Here is a 17,194-nt window from a genome sequence, read left to right on the forward strand (position 1 = left end):
GGGGGGGCCCCCCCCCCCCCCCCCCCGGCACGTCACGTCGCCGTTACCAACCATTCAGACACGCTTGCGAAGCTCGGCCAATGAAGCCCGCCGTGTCCGCGGCCCGCTCCGACGCGCTTGACCAGCCCATCGCGCGGAAGAATGGTGCCATGAGCCAGCAGCCCGCCGAGGTCCAGGTCCCGCACTCCCAGCCGTCCGTCGGCTCCATAGCCGCGCACCGGCCGCACACCGTGGCGCACGTGCCCGTGTCCGATCTGGCGCGGGATCTCGACGCCGATCTCGACTCGTACGAAGAGGACGGCACCGGCGCCGAGCTGCCCGCCGGCCGGTTCCTGGACCGGGAGCGAAGCTGGCTGGCGTTCAACGAACGGGTGCTGGAGCTCGCCGAGGACCCGGCGACGCCCCTCCTCGAACGAGCGAACTTCCTCGCGATCTTCGCCTCGAACCTGGACGAGTTCTTCATGGTCCGGGTCGCCGGCCTCAAGCGCCGGATCGCCACCGGCGTGGCCACCCGCTCCGCGTCCGGGCTCCAGCCCCGCGAGGTCCTCGACCTGATCTGGACGCGGTCGCGCGAGCTCATGGCCCGGCACGCGGCCTGCTTCCAGCAGGACATCGCCCCGGCCCTGGCTGACGAGGGCATCCACCTCATCCGCTGGCCCGAGCTGACCGAGAAGGAGCAGGCGCGGCTCTTCACGCTGTTCCGCCAGCAGATCTTCCCCGTCCTCACCCCCCTCGCCGTCGACCCCGCGCACCCCTTCCCGTACATCTCCGGCCTCTCCCTCAACCTGGCCGTCGTCGTGCGCAACCCGGTCAGCGGCCACCGCCACTTCGCACGCGTGAAGGTGCCACCGCTCCTCTCCCGCTTCCTCGAAGCGTCGCCGCAGCGCTACGTCCCGCTGGAGGACGTCATCGCCGCGCACCTGGAGGAGCTGTTCCCCGGCATGGAGGTGCTGGCGCACCACATGTTCCGGGTGACCAGGAACGAGGACCTGGAGGTCGAGGAGGACGACGCCGAGAACCTCCTGCAGGCCCTGGAGAAGGAGCTCATGCGGCGCCGCTTCGGGCCGCCGGTGCGCCTGGAGGTCGAGGAGTCGATAGACCCGTACGTCCTCGACCTCCTCGTCCGCGAGCTGAAGGTCTCCGACGCCGAGGTGTACCCGCTGCCCGGGCCGCTGGACCTGACCGGCCTGTTCGGGATCTCCGCCCTGGACCGGCCCGAGCTGAAGTACCCCAAGTTCGTCGCCGGGACGCACCGCGACCTGGCCGAGGTCGAGTCGGCGTCCGCGCCCGACATCTTCGCCGCGCTGCGCGAGCGGGACGTGCTGCTGCACCACCCCTACGACTCCTTCTCCACCTCCGTCCAGGCCTTCCTGGAGCAGGCGGCCGGCGACCCCGACGTCCTGGCGATCAAGCAAACCCTGTACCGCACCTCCGGCGACTCCCCGATAGTCGACGCCCTCATCGACGCCGCCGAGTCCGGCAAGCAGGTCCTCGTCCTCGTCGAGATCAAGGCCCGCTTCGACGAGCAGGCCAACATCAAGTGGGCGCGCAAGCTGGAGGAGTCCGGCTGTCACGTCGTGTACGGGCTCGTCGGCCTGAAGACCCACTGCAAGCTGTCGCTCGTCGTCCGCCAGGAGGGCGAGACGCTGCGCCGCTACAGCCACGTCGGGACCGGCAACTACCACCCCAAGACCGCCCGGCTGTACGAGGACCTCGGCCTGCTGACCGCCGACCCGCAGGTCGGCGCCGACCTGTCCGACCTGTTCAACCGGCTGTCGGGCTACTCGCGCCGCGAGACGTACCGCCGCCTCCTCGTCGCGCCCAAGTCGCTGCGCGACGGCCTGGTCTCACGGATCAACAAGGAGGTCGTCCACCACCGTGCCGGGCGGCCCGCCTACGTCCGCATCAAGGTCAACTCGATGGTCGACGAGGCCGTCATCGACGCCTGCTACCGGGCCTCGCAGGCGGGCGTGCCGGTGGACATCTGGGTGCGCGGCATCTGCGCCGTACGGCCGGGGGTGCCGGGCCTGTCGGAGAACATCCGGGTCCGCTCGGTCCTCGGACGGTTCCTGGAACACTCCCGGATCTTCGCGTTCGGGAACGGCGGCGAGCCCGAAGTCTGGTTCGGCAGCGCCGACATGATGCACCGTAACCTCGACCGCCGCATAGAGGCGCTGGTACGGGTCTCCGACCCGTCCCACCGCGCGGCCCTCAACCAACTGCTGGACACCGGCATGGCCGACACCACCGCCTCCTGGCACCTCGGCCCGGACGGGGAATGGACGCGCCACGCGACGGACCAGGACGGCCAGCCGCTGCGGCACGTCCAGCAGATGCTGATCGACGCGCGGAGGCGCCGACGTGCTCAACCCTGACCACATCCCGGCCGGTTCCGCGGGCGAGGTCCTGGCGCCCTACCTCCACGCCAGGGCGGCGGAATTCCTCCGCAGCCTGCGGCTGCACGGCGAGTGCGGCGCGGACACGGCGGGCGCCGAGGACGCCACCCGGGCGCTGCGCGCCGCCGCCCGCCGCATCAGCGGCACGCTGCACACCTTCCGGCCGCTGCTGGACGCCGCGTGGGCGGACCAACTGCGTACGGAACTGGCGTGGTTGTCGGGCACCCTGGCGGCCGAGCACGCCTGCACGTCACGGCTCGTCCGGCTCGTCGACGCGCTGGCCCGGCTCACGGGCGGCGCGGCGACCGTCCCGGCACCCAGGCGCGGCGGCTCGGGCGGCTCCGGTGGCTCGAGCGGCTCCGGTGCGGAAGCCCTGGCCGTGGGCGCCGCGCGGGCGGGGGCGCTGCTGGAGCGGCAGCTCACCCTGGCCAGGACCCGCGCCCACTCCGCCGCGCTCCAGGCGCTGGGCTCCTCCCGGTTCCACGCGGTCGCCGACGCGGTCGCGCTGCTCGCCTCGGAGGTGCCGCTGGGCCCCGCCGCGGCCGCGCCGGCCGCCGAGGTGCTCGGGCCGCCCGCGGAGGTCGTCGAGCGGCGCCTGCTGGACGCGGTGGCGGCCCTGCCGATGGCCCCGGCGGTGGGCGGTGAGCAGCTCGACGGGCCGTGGCACCAGGTGCGGCTCCTGCTGCGGCTGCACCGGTACGCGGGCGAGGTCCGGGGCGCGGAACCCGTGCTGTACGAGGCGGGCCGGGCGCTGGACCGCCACCGGGACGCCGCGGAGGCGGCCGCCGCCGCCGCGACCGCCGCACGGACGCCGCGCATCGCCCCCGCGACGGCGTACGCGCTCGGGGTCCTGCACGCGGACCAGCGGCACGACGTGGAGGCGGCGCGGCACGCCTTCCACCGCGCCTGGCAGCGCACGGCGGTGACGACGTGATCCGCGCCGCCGGCTGCGTGCTGTGGCGCCGCGCCCCCTCCGGGGAGGGGATCGAGCTCGCGGTGATCCACCGCCACAAGCACGCCGACTGGTCGCTGCCCAAGGGCAAGCTGGAGGACGGGGAGGACGCGCGGGAGGCGGCGGTCCGCGAAGTGCTGGAGGAGACCGGCATGACGTGCGTCACCGGACCGGAGCTGCCCACCGCCCGGTACGAGGTCCCCGACGGCCGCGCCAAGGAGGTCCGCTACTGGGCGGCCGAGGCGACCGGCGGCACCTTCGAGCCCAACCACGAGGTGGACGACCTGGTCTGGCTGCCCCCGTCGGCGGCCCGGGCGCGGCTGACCTACGACCAGGACAAGGAACTGGTGGCGGCCTTCCTCACCGCGCACGCCGCGGACTGACCGCACCCGCGCACGGGGGCGTCCCCGACCGGGGGCCGGGGACGCCGTGCGGGGTGGGTACTGGCGCTCGGTGGCGCCGAGCTTGCCGCAGGCCGCCTCCACGGCGTTGTGCTGCGAGCCCTTGTCACCGACGTGGATTCCGTTGATGCAGTTGATGTCGCGGACCTAGGAGCTGGAGACCGTCTCCCTGGGCGCGCCTTCCGGCGACGGCGGCGCCCCTGCCGCCGAGGCGTCGAGGCGCGCCCTGATGTCCGCCCAGCTCCCGCCGATGCGCTCCACCCCCGCCCGGTAGGCCCCGGGCCCGGGGCCTGGCGCCTCATGCCCCGTGCCCCGTGCCCCGGCACAGCAACGCCCCTGCCGGGGCACCCGCCCCCGCACTCCCACCGGGGCTCACCGCACCCTCGCCCGGCCACCACGCCGCGCGCACCCACCGCACCGGCCACCGCACCCCGCGTACGCACCCCGCGCACCACCGCCACGGCGATACTTTCGGCCAAACGCCCCGCCACACCCGCCCCCAGGCCAAGGCCCCCGTCACACCCCGCCACACCCCACCCGCCAGGCCAAGCCCCCGCCGCCTCTTCACCCCCGCGGGCTAAATCGGGCCTCCGCGTACGCCACCCACGGGGGTGGCCCAGGTGCGGCACCGGGCCGGGTGCGCACCGGCGCACGACCCCGTTCCACCGCGTCCCGCCGCCCCGCCCGCCCGCAGCACACCGCCGCGCCCCCGCACAAGAGGCCCCGGCCCCCGGGCGTCGCGCGCACGACAATGGGCTCACCACGGCTTCCGTCACGGTTCACCTGTCGTTCACTCTCCCCCGTCGGCCACGTCACCTGTTCTGCCTAATTTCGGCCTTACCCGGTGAACGGCACCGCTCCGCACAGGCGCCGTCCACCATCCACTCCCCGACACACGCCGCCGTACGACACCACCACGGACCGGCGGCTTCTGGAAGGAACACCCGAAAGTGAAGCTTCAGCGCAAGAACGGGCTTCGCGCCACCGCGCTCGGCGCCCTCGCCGTCTCCGGCGCCCTGGTCCTCACGGCGTGTGGTTCGGACGACAACACGGGCGCTGCCGACGGCGGCAAGAAGACCGGTGCCACCTCGAACATCAAGTGCGACGACGCCAAGGGCCAGCTCCTGGCCTCCGGCTCCTCCGCTCAGAAGAACGCCATGGACCTGTGGGTCAAGAACTACATGGCCGCCTGCCCGGGCGTGGAGATCAACTACAAGTCGTCCTCCTCCGGTGAGGGCATCATCGCCTTCAACCAGGGCACCGTGGGCTTCGCCGGCTCCGACTCCGCGCTGAAGCCCGACGAGGTCGCCGAGTCCAAGAAGATCTGCAAGACCGGCCAGGGCATCAACCTCCCGATGGTCGGCGGCCCGATCGCCATCGGCTACAACCTGCCCGGCGTGAAGGACCTCGTCCTCGACGCCCCCACCATCGCCAAGATCTTCAACGACAAGATCAAGAAGTGGGACGACCCGGCGATCGCCAAGCTCAACCCGAACGCCAAGCTCCCGAGCACCGCGATCCAGGCCTTCCACCGCTCCGAGGACTCCGGCACCACCCAGAACCTCGGCAAGTACCTCGGCAAGGCCGCCAAGGCGGACTGGCCGTACGAGGCCGAGAAGAAGTGGCCCGCCCCCGGTGGCCAGGCCGCGTCCGGCTCCTCCGGTGTCGCCGCCCAGGTGAAGCAGTCCGAGGGCGCCATCGGCTACTTCGAGCTCAGCTACGCCACCTCGCAGAGCATCCCGACCGTCCAGATCAACACCGGCGCCTCCGCCCCGGTCGCGGCCACCTCGGAGAACGCCTCCAAGGCCATCGCCGCCGCCAAGGTGAAGGGCACCGGCAAGGACCTGGCGCTCGACCTCGACTACACCACCAAGGCCGAGGGCGCGTACCCGATCGTCCTGGTGACCTACGAGGTCGTCTGCGACAAGGGCAACAAGGCCGACACCCTGGGCACGGTCAAGTCCTTCCTGACCTACACCTCCTCCGAGGAGGGCCAGAAGGTCCTGTCCGACGCCGACTACGCCCCGATCCCGGCCGAGATCAACGCCAAGGTCCGCGAGACGGTCAAGGGCCTGTCCTAATCACCCGCAAGGCCGGCCCGGCCGTTCGCCGGGCCGGCCCCCACCCATCCGGTGCACCGCCGCCAGGGGATCCGCCCACCGTGGACTCCCCCACACAGACCGGAAAGATCATGGCTATAACGACTGACAACGCACCGGCTCCGCCGGTCGCCGGGAAGCCGGGCAGCACCTCCACCGGCCGCGCGGGCGACAAGATCTTCCTCGGGCTCTCCCGGGGCTCGGGCATCCTGCTCCTGGTGATCATGGCGTCGATCGCCGTGTTCCTCACCTACCGCGCCTCCCTCGCCCTCTCCGAGAACGAGGGCAACTTCCTCACCACCTTCGACTGGAACCCGGCCGGGCAGCCGCCCGTCTTCGGCATCGCGGTCCTCCTGTTCGGCACGGTCGTGAGCTCGATCATCGCGATGGTGATCGCGGTCCCGATCGCCGTCGGCATCGCGCTGTTCATCTCGCACTACGCGCCCCGCAAGCTGGCCGCGCCGCTCGCGTACGTCGTCGACCTGCTGGCCGCCGTGCCGTCGATCATCTACGGCATCTGGGGCGCCCTCTTCCTCGTCCCGTACCTGGAGGGCCTGAACCTCTGGCTGGACCAGGTCCTCGGCTGGACGTACGTCTTCGAGAAGACCGAGGTCGGCGTCGCCCGTTCCCTCTTCACCGTCGGCATCCTGCTCGCGATCATGATCCTGCCGATCGTGACCAGCGTCAGCCGCGAGGTCTTCCTCCAGGTGCCGCGCATGAACGAGGAGGCCGCCCTGGCCCTCGGCGCCACCCGCTGGGAGGTCATCCGCCTCTCCGTGCTGCCCTTCGGCCGCTCCGGCGTCATCTCCGCCTCGATGCTGGGCCTCGGCCGCGCGCTCGGCGAGACGATGGCCGTCGCGACGGTCCTCTCCCCGAGCTTCGTGATCTCGCTGCACCTGCTCAATCCGGGCGGCGGTACGTTCGCCCAGAACATCGCCGCGAAGTTCGACGAGGCCAATGAGCTCGGCCGGGACGCCCTGATCGCCTCCGGCCTGGTGCTCTTCGTCCTCACCCTGCTGGTCAACGGCGCGGCCCGCCTGATCATCGCGCGCCGCAAGGAGTACTCGGGGGCGAACGCCTGATGAGCAACGCAATCCAGGACGCGGCCCCCACCCAGACCGTGCCGCGCCACGACAGCCTGAGCCACCGCCGTATGCCGCGCTGGGCGCCGGTCGGCTTCGCGGCCGTGTCCATCGCCCTCGGCGTGGGCATCGGCACGGCCACCGGCCTGCACAGCCGCATCCAGTGGGGCCTGATCGCGGCCGCCCTGTTCGTCGTCATCTCCTACGTGGCGACCTCGGCCGTCGAGAACCGGCGCCAGGCCAAGGACCGGCTCGCCACCAGCGTCGTCTGGGTGTGCTTCATCCTCGCCGTCGTACCGCTGCTGTCCCTGATCTGGGTGACGGTCAGCCGGGGCGTCAAGGTCCTCGACGGGTACTTCCTCACCCACTCGATGGCCGGTGTCCCCGGCTTCGAGCCCGGTGGCGGCGTGTACCACGCGCTGATCGGCACGCTGGAGCAGGTCGGCCTCGCCACCCTCGTCTCGGCGCCGATCGGCCTGCTGACGGCCGTCTACCTCGTCGAGTACGGCAAGGGCGCGCTCGCCAAGGCCGTGACCTTCTTCGTCGACGTCATGACGGGCATCCCCTCGATCGTCGCCGGCCTGTTCATCCTCTCGATCATGCTGATCGCGGGCCTGGCACCGTCCGGCCTGATGGGCGCGCTGGCGCTGGCGATCCTGATGATCCCGGTCGTGGTCCGCTCCACGGAGGAGATGCTCAAGCTCGTGCCGAACGAGCTGCGCGAGGCCGCGCTCGCCCTCGGCGTACCGAAGTGGCGCGTCATCCTCAAGGTGGTCATCCCCACCGCGGTCGGGGGTATCACCACAGGTGTGATGCTCGCGATCGCCCGCATCGCCGGCGAGACCGCCCCGATCATGCTGCTGGTCTTCGGCAGCCAGCTCATCAACACCAACCCCTTCGAAGGTGCCCAGTCCTCGCTCCCCTTCTACATCTGGGAGCAGTACAAGGTCGGCAGTGAGGCGTCGTACGACCGCGCCTGGGCCGCCGCCCTCGTCCTGATCGCCTTCGTCATGCTCCTCAACCTGGTGGCCCGCGGCATCGCCCGCTGGAAGGCCCCGAAGACCGGCCGCTAAGGCCACCTGGAAGTGATTGAAATGGCCAAGCGAATCGACGTCAGCGGCCTCACCGCCTACTACGGCTCCCACAAGGCGATCGACGACATCTCCATGACCGTCGAGCCCCGCTCCGTGACGGCCTTCATCGGCCCGTCCGGCTGCGGCAAGTCCACCTTCCTGCGCACCCTGAACCGCATGCACGAGGTCACCCCGGGTGGCCGCGTCGAGGGCAAGGTGATGCTGGACGACGAGAACCTGTACGGCAAGGACGTCGACCCCGTCGCCGTGCGCCGCACGGTCGGCATGGTCTTCCAGCGCCCGAACCCCTTCCCGACGATGTCGATCTTCGACAACGTGGCGGCGGGTCTGCGCCTGAACGGCAAGTACAAGAAGGCCGAGCTCGCCGAGGTCGTCGAGCGCTCCCTCAAGGGCGCCAACCTCTGGAACGAGGTCAAGGACCGGCTGAACAAGCCCGGCTCCGGCCTCTCCGGCGGTCAGCAGCAGCGGCTGTGCATCGCCCGCGCGATCGCGGTCGAGCCGGACGTCCTGCTGATGGACGAGCCCTGCTCGGCGCTCGACCCGATCTCCACGCTCGCCATCGAGGACCTGATCAGCGAGCTGAAGGAACGGTTCACGATCGTCATCGTCACCCACAACATGCAGCAGGCCGCCCGCGTCTCCGACCGCACGGCCTTCTTCAACCTGGCGGCCGTCGGCCAGCCGGGCAAGCTGATCGAGATCGACGACACGGAGCGCATCTTCTCCAACCCGTCGGTCCAGGCGACCGAGGACTACATCTCGGGCCGCTTCGGATAAGCACCTTCCGGAACTCCTTGCGGTGCTGCATGGCGGTGCCACCGCAAGGCAAAGGGCCCGCCCCTTCTCCCAGGGGGCGGGCCCATCCGTTTACCTGCCGCGGGGCACTTCGGGCGCGGGGGCCCGGAGGCAGAGCCCCAGTCCGGAAAGTGGACGTCCCCCCACGCCCGCCAGGGCGTAGGGGGAGGGGTGCGGAAAGGCCCCGCGCAGCGAACCCGTCACCCGAAGAACAACCGCACCACGAAGAAACTCGCCGCCGCGACCAGCGCCGCCGCCGGCATCGTGATACTGCATCCCCCGGGGGATAACCCCCGGACCCCCAGCACAACAGCCCCGCGCAGCGCCCCCGTCTACCCGAAGAACAACCGCACCACGAAGAAGCTCGCCGCCGCGACGAGCGCCGCCGCCGGCATCGTGATGAACCACCCGAGGATGATGTTCTTCGCGACGCCCCACCGCACCGCGTTCACCCGCTTCGTCGCGCCGACGCCCATGATCGCGGACGTGATGACGTGCGTCGTCGAGATCGGCGCGTGGAACAGGAACGCCGAGCCGAACATGATCGACGCCCCCGTGGTCTCCGCGGCGAACCCCTGCGGCGGGTCCAGTTCGATGATCTTGCGGCCCAGCGTCCGCATGATGCGCCAGCCGCCCGCGTACGTACCCAGCGACAGCATCACCGCGCAGGCGACCTTCACCCACACCGGGATCGGGTCTCCGGCCTGCTCGACGTCGGCGATGACCAGGGCCATCACCACGATGCCCATGGTCTTCTGGGCGTCCTGGAGACCGTGGCCGAGCGCCATGCCGGCCGCCGAGACCGTCTGCGCGATACGGAAGCCCCGCTTGGCCTTGTGCGGGTTCGCCTTGCGGAAGATCCACATGATCCCGCACATCACCAGGTAGCCGACCACCAGGCCGACCACCGGCGACACGAACATCGGGATGACGATCTTGTCGACGACGCCCGACCAGATGACCTGGGTACCGCCCGCCAGCGCCGCGCCCACCATGCCGCCGAACAGCGCGTGCGAGGACGACGAGGGCAGGCCGAAGTACCAGGTGATCAGGTTCCAGACGATCGCGCCGACCAGGGCCGCGAAGAGAATGCCCATGCCGCGCTGGCCCTCGGGCGTGGCGATCAGGCCCTCGCTGACGGTCTTGGCGACGCCGCTGCCCAGGAAGGCACCGGCGAGGTTCATCACCGCCGCCATGGCGAGCGCCGCGCGCGGGGTCAGCGCCCTGGTGGAGACGGACGTGGCGATGGCGTTCGCCGAGTCGTGGAAGCCGTTCGTATACGTGAAGCCGAGCGCGACACCGATGGTCACGACCAGTGCGAAGGTGTCCACGAAGCTCAGGACTCCTTGACCGCGATGGTCTCCACCGTGTTGGCCACGTGCTCGAACGCGTCGGCGGCCTCTTCCAGCACGTCCACGATCTGCTTCAGCTTGAGCACCTCGATGGCGTCGTACTTGCCGTTGAAGAGGTGGGCGAGCAGCTTGCGGTGGATCTGGTCCGCCTGGTTCTCCAGCCGGTTGACCTCGATCCAGTACTCGGTGAGGTTGTCCATCGTGCGCAGGTGGGGCATGGCCTCGGCGGTCAGCTCGGCCGCCCGCGCCAGCACCTCGATCTGCTGCTCCACGCCCTTCGGCAGCTCCTCCACGTTGTAGAGGACGACGAGGTCGACGGCCTCCTCCATGAAGTCCATGATGTCGTCGAGCGACGACGCGAGGGAGTAGATGTCCTCGCGGTCGAACGGCGTGATGAAGGAGGAGTTGAGCTGGTGGAAGATCGCGTGGGTCGCGTCGTCGCCCGCGTGCTCCGCTGCCCGCATCCGCTCCGCGATCTCGGCCCGGGCGGAGGGTTCCGCTCCGAGCAGTTCCATCAGGAGCTTGGAGCCCGTGACGATGTTGTCCGCGGACGCGGAGAACATGTCGTAGAAGCTCGTCTCCCTGGGGGTCAGACGAAATCGCACGTGGGGTCCTCTAGGTGCATGGGTTTCGGTCAGGCTGATGCTAGGCGCATCATCCGGCCACGGCTAACCGGCGTCATTCAGTGTCGCCCATCAGGCACAGTGAACAGAACCGGGCCCCGCCACCTTCGGCCAAGGATCGGTACCATATACCCACGAGGGGTATACATGCCCCTTACGTGACAACGGGAGGACGCGATGACGACCACCGAGGCGGCCGGCCTTCCGGTCGAAGGGCAGGACGTGGACCAGGGCATGGACCACGACCACGGCGTGCACGGGTACCACAAGCAGAAGAGCGAGCACCTCAAGCGCCTGCGCCGCATCGAGGGCCAGATCCGGGGCCTTCAGCGCATGGTCGACGAGGACGTCTACTGCATCGACATACTCACGCAGGTCTCCGCGTCCACGAAGGCCCTGCAGTCCTTCGCCCTCCAGCTCCTGGAGGAGCACCTCCGCCACTGCGTCGCCGACGCCGCCGTCAAGGGCGGTGACGAGATCGACGCGAAGGTCGAGGAGGCGACGAAGGCGATCGCCCGCATGATGCGGACCTGACCGTCCCCTCGGCTGCTCACCGGGGCGCGGCAGACCCGCCGCGCCCCTCGGGTATGACCTTCAGCACCTCGTCGATGAGGTCCGCGCTGAGCCGCTCCCCGTCCGCGGCGGACGCCGCGATCATCAACTCACCGCACAGCTCGATCTCGGCGAGGGCCACGTGGTCCTGGACTGTCGTCGGAGTGGGCGGGGCCACGCGCATCACCTCTTCCTGCCGGTGTCGGCTTCCTAGCGTAGGGAGCGCTGCACGCACCGCGCATGGCACGTCCGGACCATTCTCGCGATGGTCAGGCCTTGACCTTCCCCGCGTAGATGTCCTTACGCGGCGGCAGTTGTACGACGACGGGGACGCCGAACCCGTACAGCAGCGTCGTCGACGCGACCGCGACCGTACGCCCCTGGTTGGCGAAGCTGAACTGGTGGCGCACCTTGCGCAGCCGCCCCTCCCGGTCCAGGTACGCGTCGAACGGAACCGCGTCCTTGGCGAACCCTTTCGCCGCCGCCGCCAGCGCCCCGCGCACCTGCGGTGACGCGGCCCGCGCGGCCCGCCCCAGGTCGCTGACCCCCCGGTAGTGGACGACCGGCACGCCCGCGAGCTCCTCCTCGCCCACGTACGTCACCTCCTGCGCGCCGCGCAGCAGCTCGGCGGCGGCAGCCGGATCGGTGGCCCCGCCCGTGACGAGGTTGCCGTCCTCCAGGGTGGTGGTGTCGACGCGGACCCACTTGTCGGCGGGGACGCCGGCGCCCCGGTTCTTCATGTAGAGCGCGCCGGGCGCGAGGAGCTCGGTGATCGGACGGTGCCCGTCCGCCCCGGACGGGTCCTCGGGCAGGACGACCTTGAGCTGCCCGTGCCGCTTGACGAAGTCGTACGCGCCCTCGCCCCGGATGGTGACCCGCGTCCCGCCGGTCGCCATCTCCATGGACGTCCGCGCCTTGGACGTGCCCGCCCGCGTCAGCGCGTCGGGAGCCCCGCGTACCGCGTCGCCCGGGTCCACACCGGGCGAGGCGTCGGCCGCCGCGGAACATCCGGTGACCATCGCGCCCACCACGGCGGCCGCAACGGCGAACGCGCCGCTCCTGCGCCAATGCTGCTGCACCACCATCGCCTGCCAACCCCCAACACTGTGCCGCTGGCTGCCCGAGACCCCCACTCGCCTCGAATAACGACCGCACGGGCGCACCGTCACGCCGGTACCGTGGAGCTGTGCACGCGCATGACCAGACGCCCGCCGTCCCGGACGTCGGAAGCAACGCCGGAGACAACGCCGGAAACATCCACAACGCCACGACCACCGAGCGGGGTTCGTTCGCCGTCGCCCGCTGCTCCTGCGGCTGGGCGGGGCCCGCGAGACGCTCGCGGGACCGGGCACGGCTGGACGCGGCCGCGCACATGGCGCAGCCGCCGGTGAGGCCCTAGGCGGCCAGGTCGTTCTCGTCCGAGCCGGACGCGGAGCCGGAGCCGAGCTGGGACTCGGGGATGTCCAGCGTCTCGTGCCGCTCCCGCACGGGCGCCTTCCGCGACCGTACGAGCCGGCCGGCCCGGCCGGAGCGGGCCACCGCCGACACCAGCGGCGTCAGGAGCGCGAGCGCGACCGGGGCGAGGAGCAGCGCCACCGCCGTACCGAGGGCGAAGCCGCCGACGACGTCCGTCGGGTAGTGCACGCCCATGTAGACGCGGCAGAAGCCCTCGACGAGGGCGAGGCCGATCGCGGCGAGGCCGAAGCGGCGGTTGGCGACGAAGACCCCGACGCCGATGGCCATCGCCATGGTGGCGTGGTCGGACACGAACGAGAAGTCCGTCTTGCCCTGCACCAGCACTTCCAGGCCCTCGTGGTCGTTGAACGGCCGGGGCCGCTCCACGAAGCCACGGATCGGGATGTTGACCAGGAGGGCGATTCCGGCGGCCAGCGGCGCCCACACCAGCCCCGCGACGGCCGCCACCGAGTCCTCGGCCGTGCCGCGCCGGCGCACGCTCCACCAGCACCAGAGCACGACCAGCACCATCGCGAGCATGATCCCGTACTCGCCGGTGAACTCCATGACACGGTCGAGCCACGAAGGGGCGTCCTTCGCCAGGCCGTTGATGTCGTAGAGCAGGCCGACATCGGGGTTCGAACCATCCGATGCGAGTCCAGCCATCTGCTGCGGCCCCTTGCCTTGTGTCACCCGGTCAGTGTCGTCGTCTGGTGTCGTCGTCCGTCGGTGTCGTCATCGTCAGTCCAGGGAACGACCCACAGGAGGGGTACGTTCCACTCTCCACGGAACGATCACCATGACGTTATCGAAGAGTGATGCGTACGCGCAGCTCAGGGCCGGGCCGTGGGGAGCGCTTTCGCGCCATCCTCGGTGACGCGCGTGGCCCCGAAGTAGTCCGGCGTATCGATCTTGTCGAAACGGATGACGGCCCCGGTGTACGGGGCGTTGATCATGTATCCGCCACCGACGTACAGCCCCACGTGACGGATGGCACGCGAATTGTTCAAGTCATCCGAGAAGAAAACGAGATCCCCCGGCAGCAGCTCGTCCCGCGACGGGTGCGGACCGGCGTTGTACTGGTCGTTGGCCACGCGCGGCAGCTCGATGCCCACGGTCCGGTACGCGGCCTGCGTCAGCCCCGAGCAGTCGAACCGCCCCTGCTGCTCCGGCGTCCCGTTCCCGCCCCACAGATAGGGCGTGCCGAGCTTCTTCTGCGCGAAGTAGATCGCCCCGGCCGCCTGCCGCGAGGGCTCGACCCGGCCGACGGGCCGCGCGAAGCTCTTCTCCAGGGTGCGGATGATCCGGACGTAGTTCTGCGTCTCGCTGATCCCGGGCACCCCGCCGGCCTTTATCACCCGGTACGCACCGGCGTTGTAGGCGGCGAGCATGTTGTTCGTCCGGTCGCCGGGCACGTTCTTCACGTACCCGGCCAACTCGCAGTCGTACGAGGCGGCCGACGGAATGGCGTCCGCCGGGTCCCAGATGTCCCGGTCGCCGTCCTTGTCTCCGTCGATGCCGTGCGTCGCCCACGTCCCGGGGATGAACTGCGCGATGCCGCGCGCGTCGGCGGGGCTCACCGCCCTGGGATTCCACCCGCTCTCCTGGTAGAGCTGCGCGGCGAGCAGCGCGGGGTTGATGGCCGGGCACAGATTGCCCCACTTCTGCACGAGCGGCTGGTACGCCGCCGGCACGGCCCCCTTCGCCAGCCCGACCACCCCGCGTACGGCGCCCCCGGCCCCGCCGAGCAGCCCGGCGGCGGCGGAGTACGTGCCGACGACGAGCAGCGCGACGAAGCTCAGGCACGCCCCTACGGACACCCCGGCGACCAGCCACGCCTTACGCACCGTCAACCACCCCTAAACGACATGGCAGTCCACCGAGCGACAGTGTAAGTGGCGGGTGCCCCGGTCAGGGGCTGATCCGGCCGCTACGGCTTGCGTCCGACACCCGCGTACATGGCGACCTCGGCCGCCGGGGTCTCGGGGCGCCACCGGGAGCAGGAGACGACGCCGGGTTCGAGGAGCTCCAGGCCGTCGAAGTAGCGGGTGATGGCCTCCGGGGTGCGCTGGGTGAGCCTGGGGGTGCCGTGCTCGTTCCAGAAGGCGACCGCCGCGTCGACCTCCGGCATCGAGGGGTGGACGACGGTGTGGGAGAGCACGAGGTGGCTGCCGGGCGCGAGGGCGTCCATGAGACGGCGGACGACGGCGTACGACTCGGCGTCGTCCTCGATGAAGATGACGACGCCGAGCAGCATCAGCGCGACCGGCCGGTCCAGGTCGAGGGTCTTGGCGGCCGCCTCCAGGATGGTGTCGACGTCACGGAGGTCGGCGTCCAGGTAGTCGGTGCGGCCCTCGGGGGTGCCGACCAGGAGCGCGCGGGCGTGGGCGAGGACGAGCGGGTCGTTGTCGACGTACACGACGCGGGCGTCCGGGGCGACGCGCTGGGCGACCTCGTGGGTGTTGTCGGCGCTGGGCAGTCCGGTGCCGATGTCCAGGAACTGGCGGATGCCCTCCTCCGCCGCCAGGTGCCGCACGGCCCGCCCCAGGAAGAGCCGGTCGGCGCGGGCGTACTCGCCGATCCCGGGGTGGAGCTGCTTGATCCGGTCGCCGGCCTCCCGGTCGACGGGATAGTTGTCCTTGCCGCCGGTCCAGTAGTTCCAGATGCGGGCCGTGTGGGGCCGGCTGGTGTCGATCCTCGATTCGATGTCGGTCACGCCACCAACGTAGGGCCAAACTCCTTACGCGGCAGGCTTCTTCAGCACCTCGACCAGACTGGAGGCGCTGTCCGCGCCGTGCCCGGCCGCGACGCCGCGCCGGAAGACGTCGAGCACGGCGGCGGGCAGCGCGGTGTCGACGCCCGAGTCGCGCGCGGTGTGCAGGACGTGCTCGACGCTGGCCACGCCCATGGCGAGCCGGTCGACGTCGCCGCTGTGGTCGCCTGCGTCGACGCGGGGTGTGTAGAACTCCAGGAACTGCGTCAGGTTCAGCGCGTCGACCGCGAAGGGCAGGACGTCGGCGGCCTTCAGCCCGTGGGCGCCGGCCATGGCGACGGCCTGCCAATAGCTCGTCAGGGCGGTCCAGAACATCGTCATGTTGAGCTGGTAGAGCAGCGCGGCCAGGCCAGGGTCCTCGCCCCGGTAATCGGCACCGGTCAGGACCTCCAGGGTGGCGCGGTGGGCGTCGAAGGCGTCGCGGGGGCCGCTGTAGAAGGTGGACGTGGTGGCGGGGTCGCCGATCCCGGAGGGCGGCGTGAGCACCCCGCCGGTGAGCTGCGTGGCGCCCCGCTCGGCGGCCCAGGCGGCCGCGGCGCGCGCCTTGTCGGGGGTGTCGGAGCTGAGGTTGACCAGGACGCGGCCGGAGAGGGCGGCGGGGTCGGCGTCGCCCAGCACGGCGTACATCGCGTCGTAGTCGGTGAGGCTCAGCACCACCAGTTCGGCCGCCGTCAGGGCCTCTTCGACGGTCGCGGCGCGGTGGGCGCCGCGCGCGACGAGGGCGTCGGCGCGGGAGGCCGTGCGGTTGTGGACGGTGACGCGGTGGCCGCGGTCGAGGTAGGTGCTCGCCATGGCGTGGCCCATGGGGCCGAGGCCGATGACGGTGACGGGCGCGGGGGCGTTGCTGGGCATGGGGTCTCCCGATGGACTAGAACGAACGCTCTATCCAGAGCACGGACCCGACCGTAGCACAGCTCTAGAACGAACGCTCTACTCAATGGCTCGGTAGGATCGGCCCCATGCAGACCAGCGCCCTCGGCACCCGCGACCGGATCGTCGTCACCGCCGCCCGCCTCGTACAGCGGCAGGGATACGTCGGCACGGGCATCAAGCAGATCGCCAAGGAGGCGGACGCCACACTCGGCTCCGTCTACCACTTCTTCCCCGGCGGGAAGGAGGCCGTGGCGGTCGCCGCGATCCAGCACGGCGACGAGGAGTTCGCGGCGCTGCTGCGCGAGGCCCTGGACGGCGAGGACGACCCCGCCACGGCCGTCGACGCCTGCGCCCGCCTGCTCGCCACGGCACTGCGCGAGTCGGGCTGGGTGGACGGCTGCCCCGTCACGGCCACCGCCCTGGAGACACTGGGCACCGACTCCGAGATCCAGCGCGCGTGCGCCGCCGCGCTGCGGAACTGGCAGGACCTGGTCGCCGCCAAGCTGCTGGCCGCCGGCCTCGCCGCCGCCGACGCCCGCGAACTGGCCGGCACGGTGATCAGCGCCCTGGAGGGCGCCGAGGTGACGGCCCAGGTCACCCGCAGCGAGGAGCCCCTGCTCCAGGCGGGCCGCCAGCTCGCGCGGCTGGTCGCCACGTACCGCTGACGGGGAGTCCGTTCCTCGGCCCGTTCCTCTGTCCGTTCCGCCCCAAGAGTGCACCAACGACAGTCATTGCCCGGAGTCACCC

Annotated in this window: 18 protein-coding genes; 10 read left to right on the forward strand and 8 right to left on the reverse strand. The window is 71.0% G+C overall.

Annotation, left to right across the window (positions count from 1 at the left end):
- The first annotated feature begins 149 nt into the window (after positions 1–149).
- The 7 genes from ACZ46W_RS21540 to pstB all read left to right on the forward strand — a co-directional run bounded on the left by ACZ46W_RS21540 (position 150) and on the right by pstB (position 8,801).
- Positions 150–2,375: an RNA degradosome polyphosphate kinase gene (locus tag ACZ46W_RS21540; RefSeq protein ID WP_468339769.1), complete on the forward strand. Its 2,226-nt coding sequence runs from the start codon at positions 150–152 to the stop codon at positions 2,373–2,375.
- Positions 2,362–3,330 carry a CHAD domain-containing protein gene (locus tag ACZ46W_RS21545; RefSeq protein ID WP_468339771.1) on the forward strand — a complete coding sequence of 323 codons (969 nt, stop codon included), beginning with the start codon at positions 2,362–2,364 and terminating at the stop codon, positions 3,328–3,330. Before ACZ46W_RS21540 ends, ACZ46W_RS21545 begins: the two co-directional genes overlap by 14 nt.
- Positions 3,327–3,731: an NUDIX hydrolase gene (locus tag ACZ46W_RS21550; RefSeq protein ID WP_468339773.1), complete on the forward strand. Its 405-nt coding sequence runs from the start codon at positions 3,327–3,329 to the stop codon at positions 3,729–3,731. The genes ACZ46W_RS21545 and ACZ46W_RS21550 overlap by 4 nt, the downstream gene beginning before the upstream one ends.
- Positions 3,732–4,699: 968 nt before the next feature.
- Complete coding sequence (gene pstS / locus ACZ46W_RS21555) at positions 4,700–5,830, forward strand: phosphate ABC transporter substrate-binding protein PstS (RefSeq protein WP_468339775.1); 1,131 nt, start codon at positions 4,700–4,702, stop codon at positions 5,828–5,830.
- A gap of 110 nt (positions 5,831–5,940) precedes the next feature.
- Positions 5,941–6,930 (forward strand): phosphate ABC transporter permease subunit PstC, encoded by a 990-nt coding sequence (gene pstC / locus ACZ46W_RS21560; RefSeq protein WP_468339777.1) that lies wholly within the window; start codon positions 5,941–5,943, stop codon positions 6,928–6,930.
- The gene (gene pstA, locus ACZ46W_RS21565) at positions 6,930–8,003 is read left to right on the forward strand and encodes a phosphate ABC transporter permease PstA (RefSeq protein WP_468339779.1); all 1,074 of its coding nucleotides are present in this window, start codon (positions 6,930–6,932) and stop codon (positions 8,001–8,003) included. Before pstC ends, pstA begins: the two co-directional genes overlap by 1 nt.
- Before the next feature lie 21 nt (positions 8,004–8,024).
- On the forward strand, positions 8,025–8,801 hold the full coding sequence (pstB, locus tag ACZ46W_RS21570; protein WP_468339781.1) for a phosphate ABC transporter ATP-binding protein PstB: 777 nt from the start codon (positions 8,025–8,027) through the stop codon (positions 8,799–8,801).
- A gap of 350 nt (positions 8,802–9,151) precedes the next feature.
- On the opposite strand, the gene ACZ46W_RS21575 is transcribed toward pstB, so the two are convergent.
- The gene (locus ACZ46W_RS21575; RefSeq protein ID WP_468339783.1) at positions 9,152–10,150 is read right to left on the reverse strand and encodes an inorganic phosphate transporter; all 999 of its coding nucleotides are present in this window, start codon (positions 10,148–10,150) and stop codon (positions 9,152–9,154) included.
- Between the two features lie 5 nt (positions 10,151–10,155).
- Positions 10,156–10,776, reverse strand: coding sequence for a DUF47 domain-containing protein (locus ACZ46W_RS21580; protein WP_366129056.1), 621 nt, complete (start codon positions 10,774–10,776; stop codon positions 10,156–10,158).
- Positions 10,777–10,971: 195 nt separating this feature from the next.
- Between ACZ46W_RS21580 and ACZ46W_RS21585 the strand changes: the two genes are divergently transcribed.
- Entirely contained in the window at positions 10,972–11,328 is a 357-nt protein-coding gene (locus ACZ46W_RS21585; RefSeq protein WP_468339786.1) for a metal-sensitive transcriptional regulator, read from the forward strand.
- Between the two features lie 16 nt (positions 11,329–11,344).
- Here the strand turns inward: ACZ46W_RS21585 and ACZ46W_RS21590 are convergent, their stop codons facing one another.
- Together ACZ46W_RS21590 and ACZ46W_RS21595 are read right to left on the reverse strand one after the other, a co-directional pair.
- Entirely contained in the window at positions 11,345–11,530 is a 186-nt protein-coding gene (locus ACZ46W_RS21590) for a hypothetical protein (protein ID WP_366129059.1), read from the reverse strand.
- Positions 11,531–11,615: 85 nt separating this feature from the next.
- A complete protein-coding gene (locus tag ACZ46W_RS21595) occupies positions 11,616–12,431 on the reverse strand; it encodes an SCO4651 family lipoprotein (protein ID WP_468339788.1) in 816 nt (271 codons plus the stop codon).
- A 101-nt stretch (positions 12,432–12,532) separates the two neighbouring features.
- Here ACZ46W_RS21595 and ACZ46W_RS21600 point away from each other — a divergent pair, with 101 nt between their 5' ends.
- A complete protein-coding gene (locus ACZ46W_RS21600) occupies positions 12,533–12,745 on the forward strand; it encodes a hypothetical protein (protein WP_468339790.1) in 213 nt (70 codons plus the stop codon).
- Here the strand turns inward: ACZ46W_RS21600 and ACZ46W_RS21605 are convergent.
- From ACZ46W_RS21605 to ACZ46W_RS21620, 4 genes are all read right to left on the reverse strand, one after another.
- Positions 12,742–13,467, reverse strand: a complete 726-nt coding sequence (locus tag ACZ46W_RS21605; RefSeq protein ID WP_468339792.1) for a phosphatase PAP2 family protein — start codon at positions 13,465–13,467, stop codon at positions 12,742–12,744. The two genes, ACZ46W_RS21600 and ACZ46W_RS21605, sit on opposite strands and share 4 nt — an antisense overlap.
- A gap of 167 nt (positions 13,468–13,634) precedes the next feature.
- Complete coding sequence (locus ACZ46W_RS21610) at positions 13,635–14,648, reverse strand: C40 family peptidase (protein WP_468339794.1); 1,014 nt, start codon at positions 14,646–14,648, stop codon at positions 13,635–13,637.
- An 83-nt stretch (positions 14,649–14,731) separates the two neighbouring features.
- Complete coding sequence (locus tag ACZ46W_RS21615; protein WP_468339796.1) at positions 14,732–15,517, reverse strand: SAM-dependent methyltransferase; 786 nt, start codon at positions 15,515–15,517, stop codon at positions 14,732–14,734.
- 24 nt (positions 15,518–15,541) lie between these two features.
- The gene (locus ACZ46W_RS21620) at positions 15,542–16,426 is read right to left on the reverse strand and encodes an NAD(P)-dependent oxidoreductase (protein WP_468339798.1); all 885 of its coding nucleotides are present in this window, start codon (positions 16,424–16,426) and stop codon (positions 15,542–15,544) included.
- A 107-nt stretch (positions 16,427–16,533) separates the two neighbouring features.
- Between ACZ46W_RS21620 and ACZ46W_RS21625 the strand changes: the two genes are divergently transcribed.
- Positions 16,534–17,112 (forward strand): TetR/AcrR family transcriptional regulator, encoded by a 579-nt coding sequence (locus ACZ46W_RS21625; protein WP_468339800.1) that lies wholly within the window; start codon positions 16,534–16,536, stop codon positions 17,110–17,112.
- Positions 17,113–17,194: the final 82 nt, after the last annotated feature.

The sequence above is a fragment of the Streptomyces sp. NPDC031064 genome, assembly GCF_055570965.1.

Excerpts from the sequence above, each read along its gene's own strand:
- ACZ46W_RS21625 (WP_468339800.1), top strand. The coding sequence starts at position 16,534 with ATGCAGACCAGCGCCCTCGGCACCCGCGACCGGATCGTCGTCACCGCC.
- ACZ46W_RS21540 (WP_468339769.1), top strand. The coding sequence starts at position 150 with ATGAGCCAGCAGCCCGCCGAGGTCCAGGTCCCGCACTCCCAGCCGTCC.
- ACZ46W_RS21590 (WP_366129059.1), bottom strand. The coding sequence starts at position 11,530 with ATGCGCGTGGCCCCGCCCACTCCGACGACAGTCCAGGACCACGTGGCC.
- ACZ46W_RS21605 (WP_468339792.1), bottom strand. The coding sequence starts at position 13,467 with ATGGCTGGACTCGCATCGGATGGTTCGAACCCCGATGTCGGCCTGCTC.
- ACZ46W_RS21595 (WP_468339788.1), bottom strand. The coding sequence starts at position 12,431 with ATGGTGGTGCAGCAGCATTGGCGCAGGAGCGGCGCGTTCGCCGTTGCG.
- ACZ46W_RS21620 (WP_468339798.1), bottom strand. The coding sequence starts at position 16,426 with ATGCCCAGCAACGCCCCCGCGCCCGTCACCGTCATCGGCCTCGGCCCC.
- pstB (WP_468339781.1), top strand. The coding sequence starts at position 8,025 with ATGGCCAAGCGAATCGACGTCAGCGGCCTCACCGCCTACTACGGCTCC.
- pstC (WP_468339777.1), top strand. The coding sequence starts at position 5,941 with ATGGCTATAACGACTGACAACGCACCGGCTCCGCCGGTCGCCGGGAAG.
- ACZ46W_RS21585 (WP_468339786.1), top strand. The coding sequence starts at position 10,972 with ATGACGACCACCGAGGCGGCCGGCCTTCCGGTCGAAGGGCAGGACGTG.
- pstA (WP_468339779.1), top strand. The coding sequence starts at position 6,930 with ATGAGCAACGCAATCCAGGACGCGGCCCCCACCCAGACCGTGCCGCGC.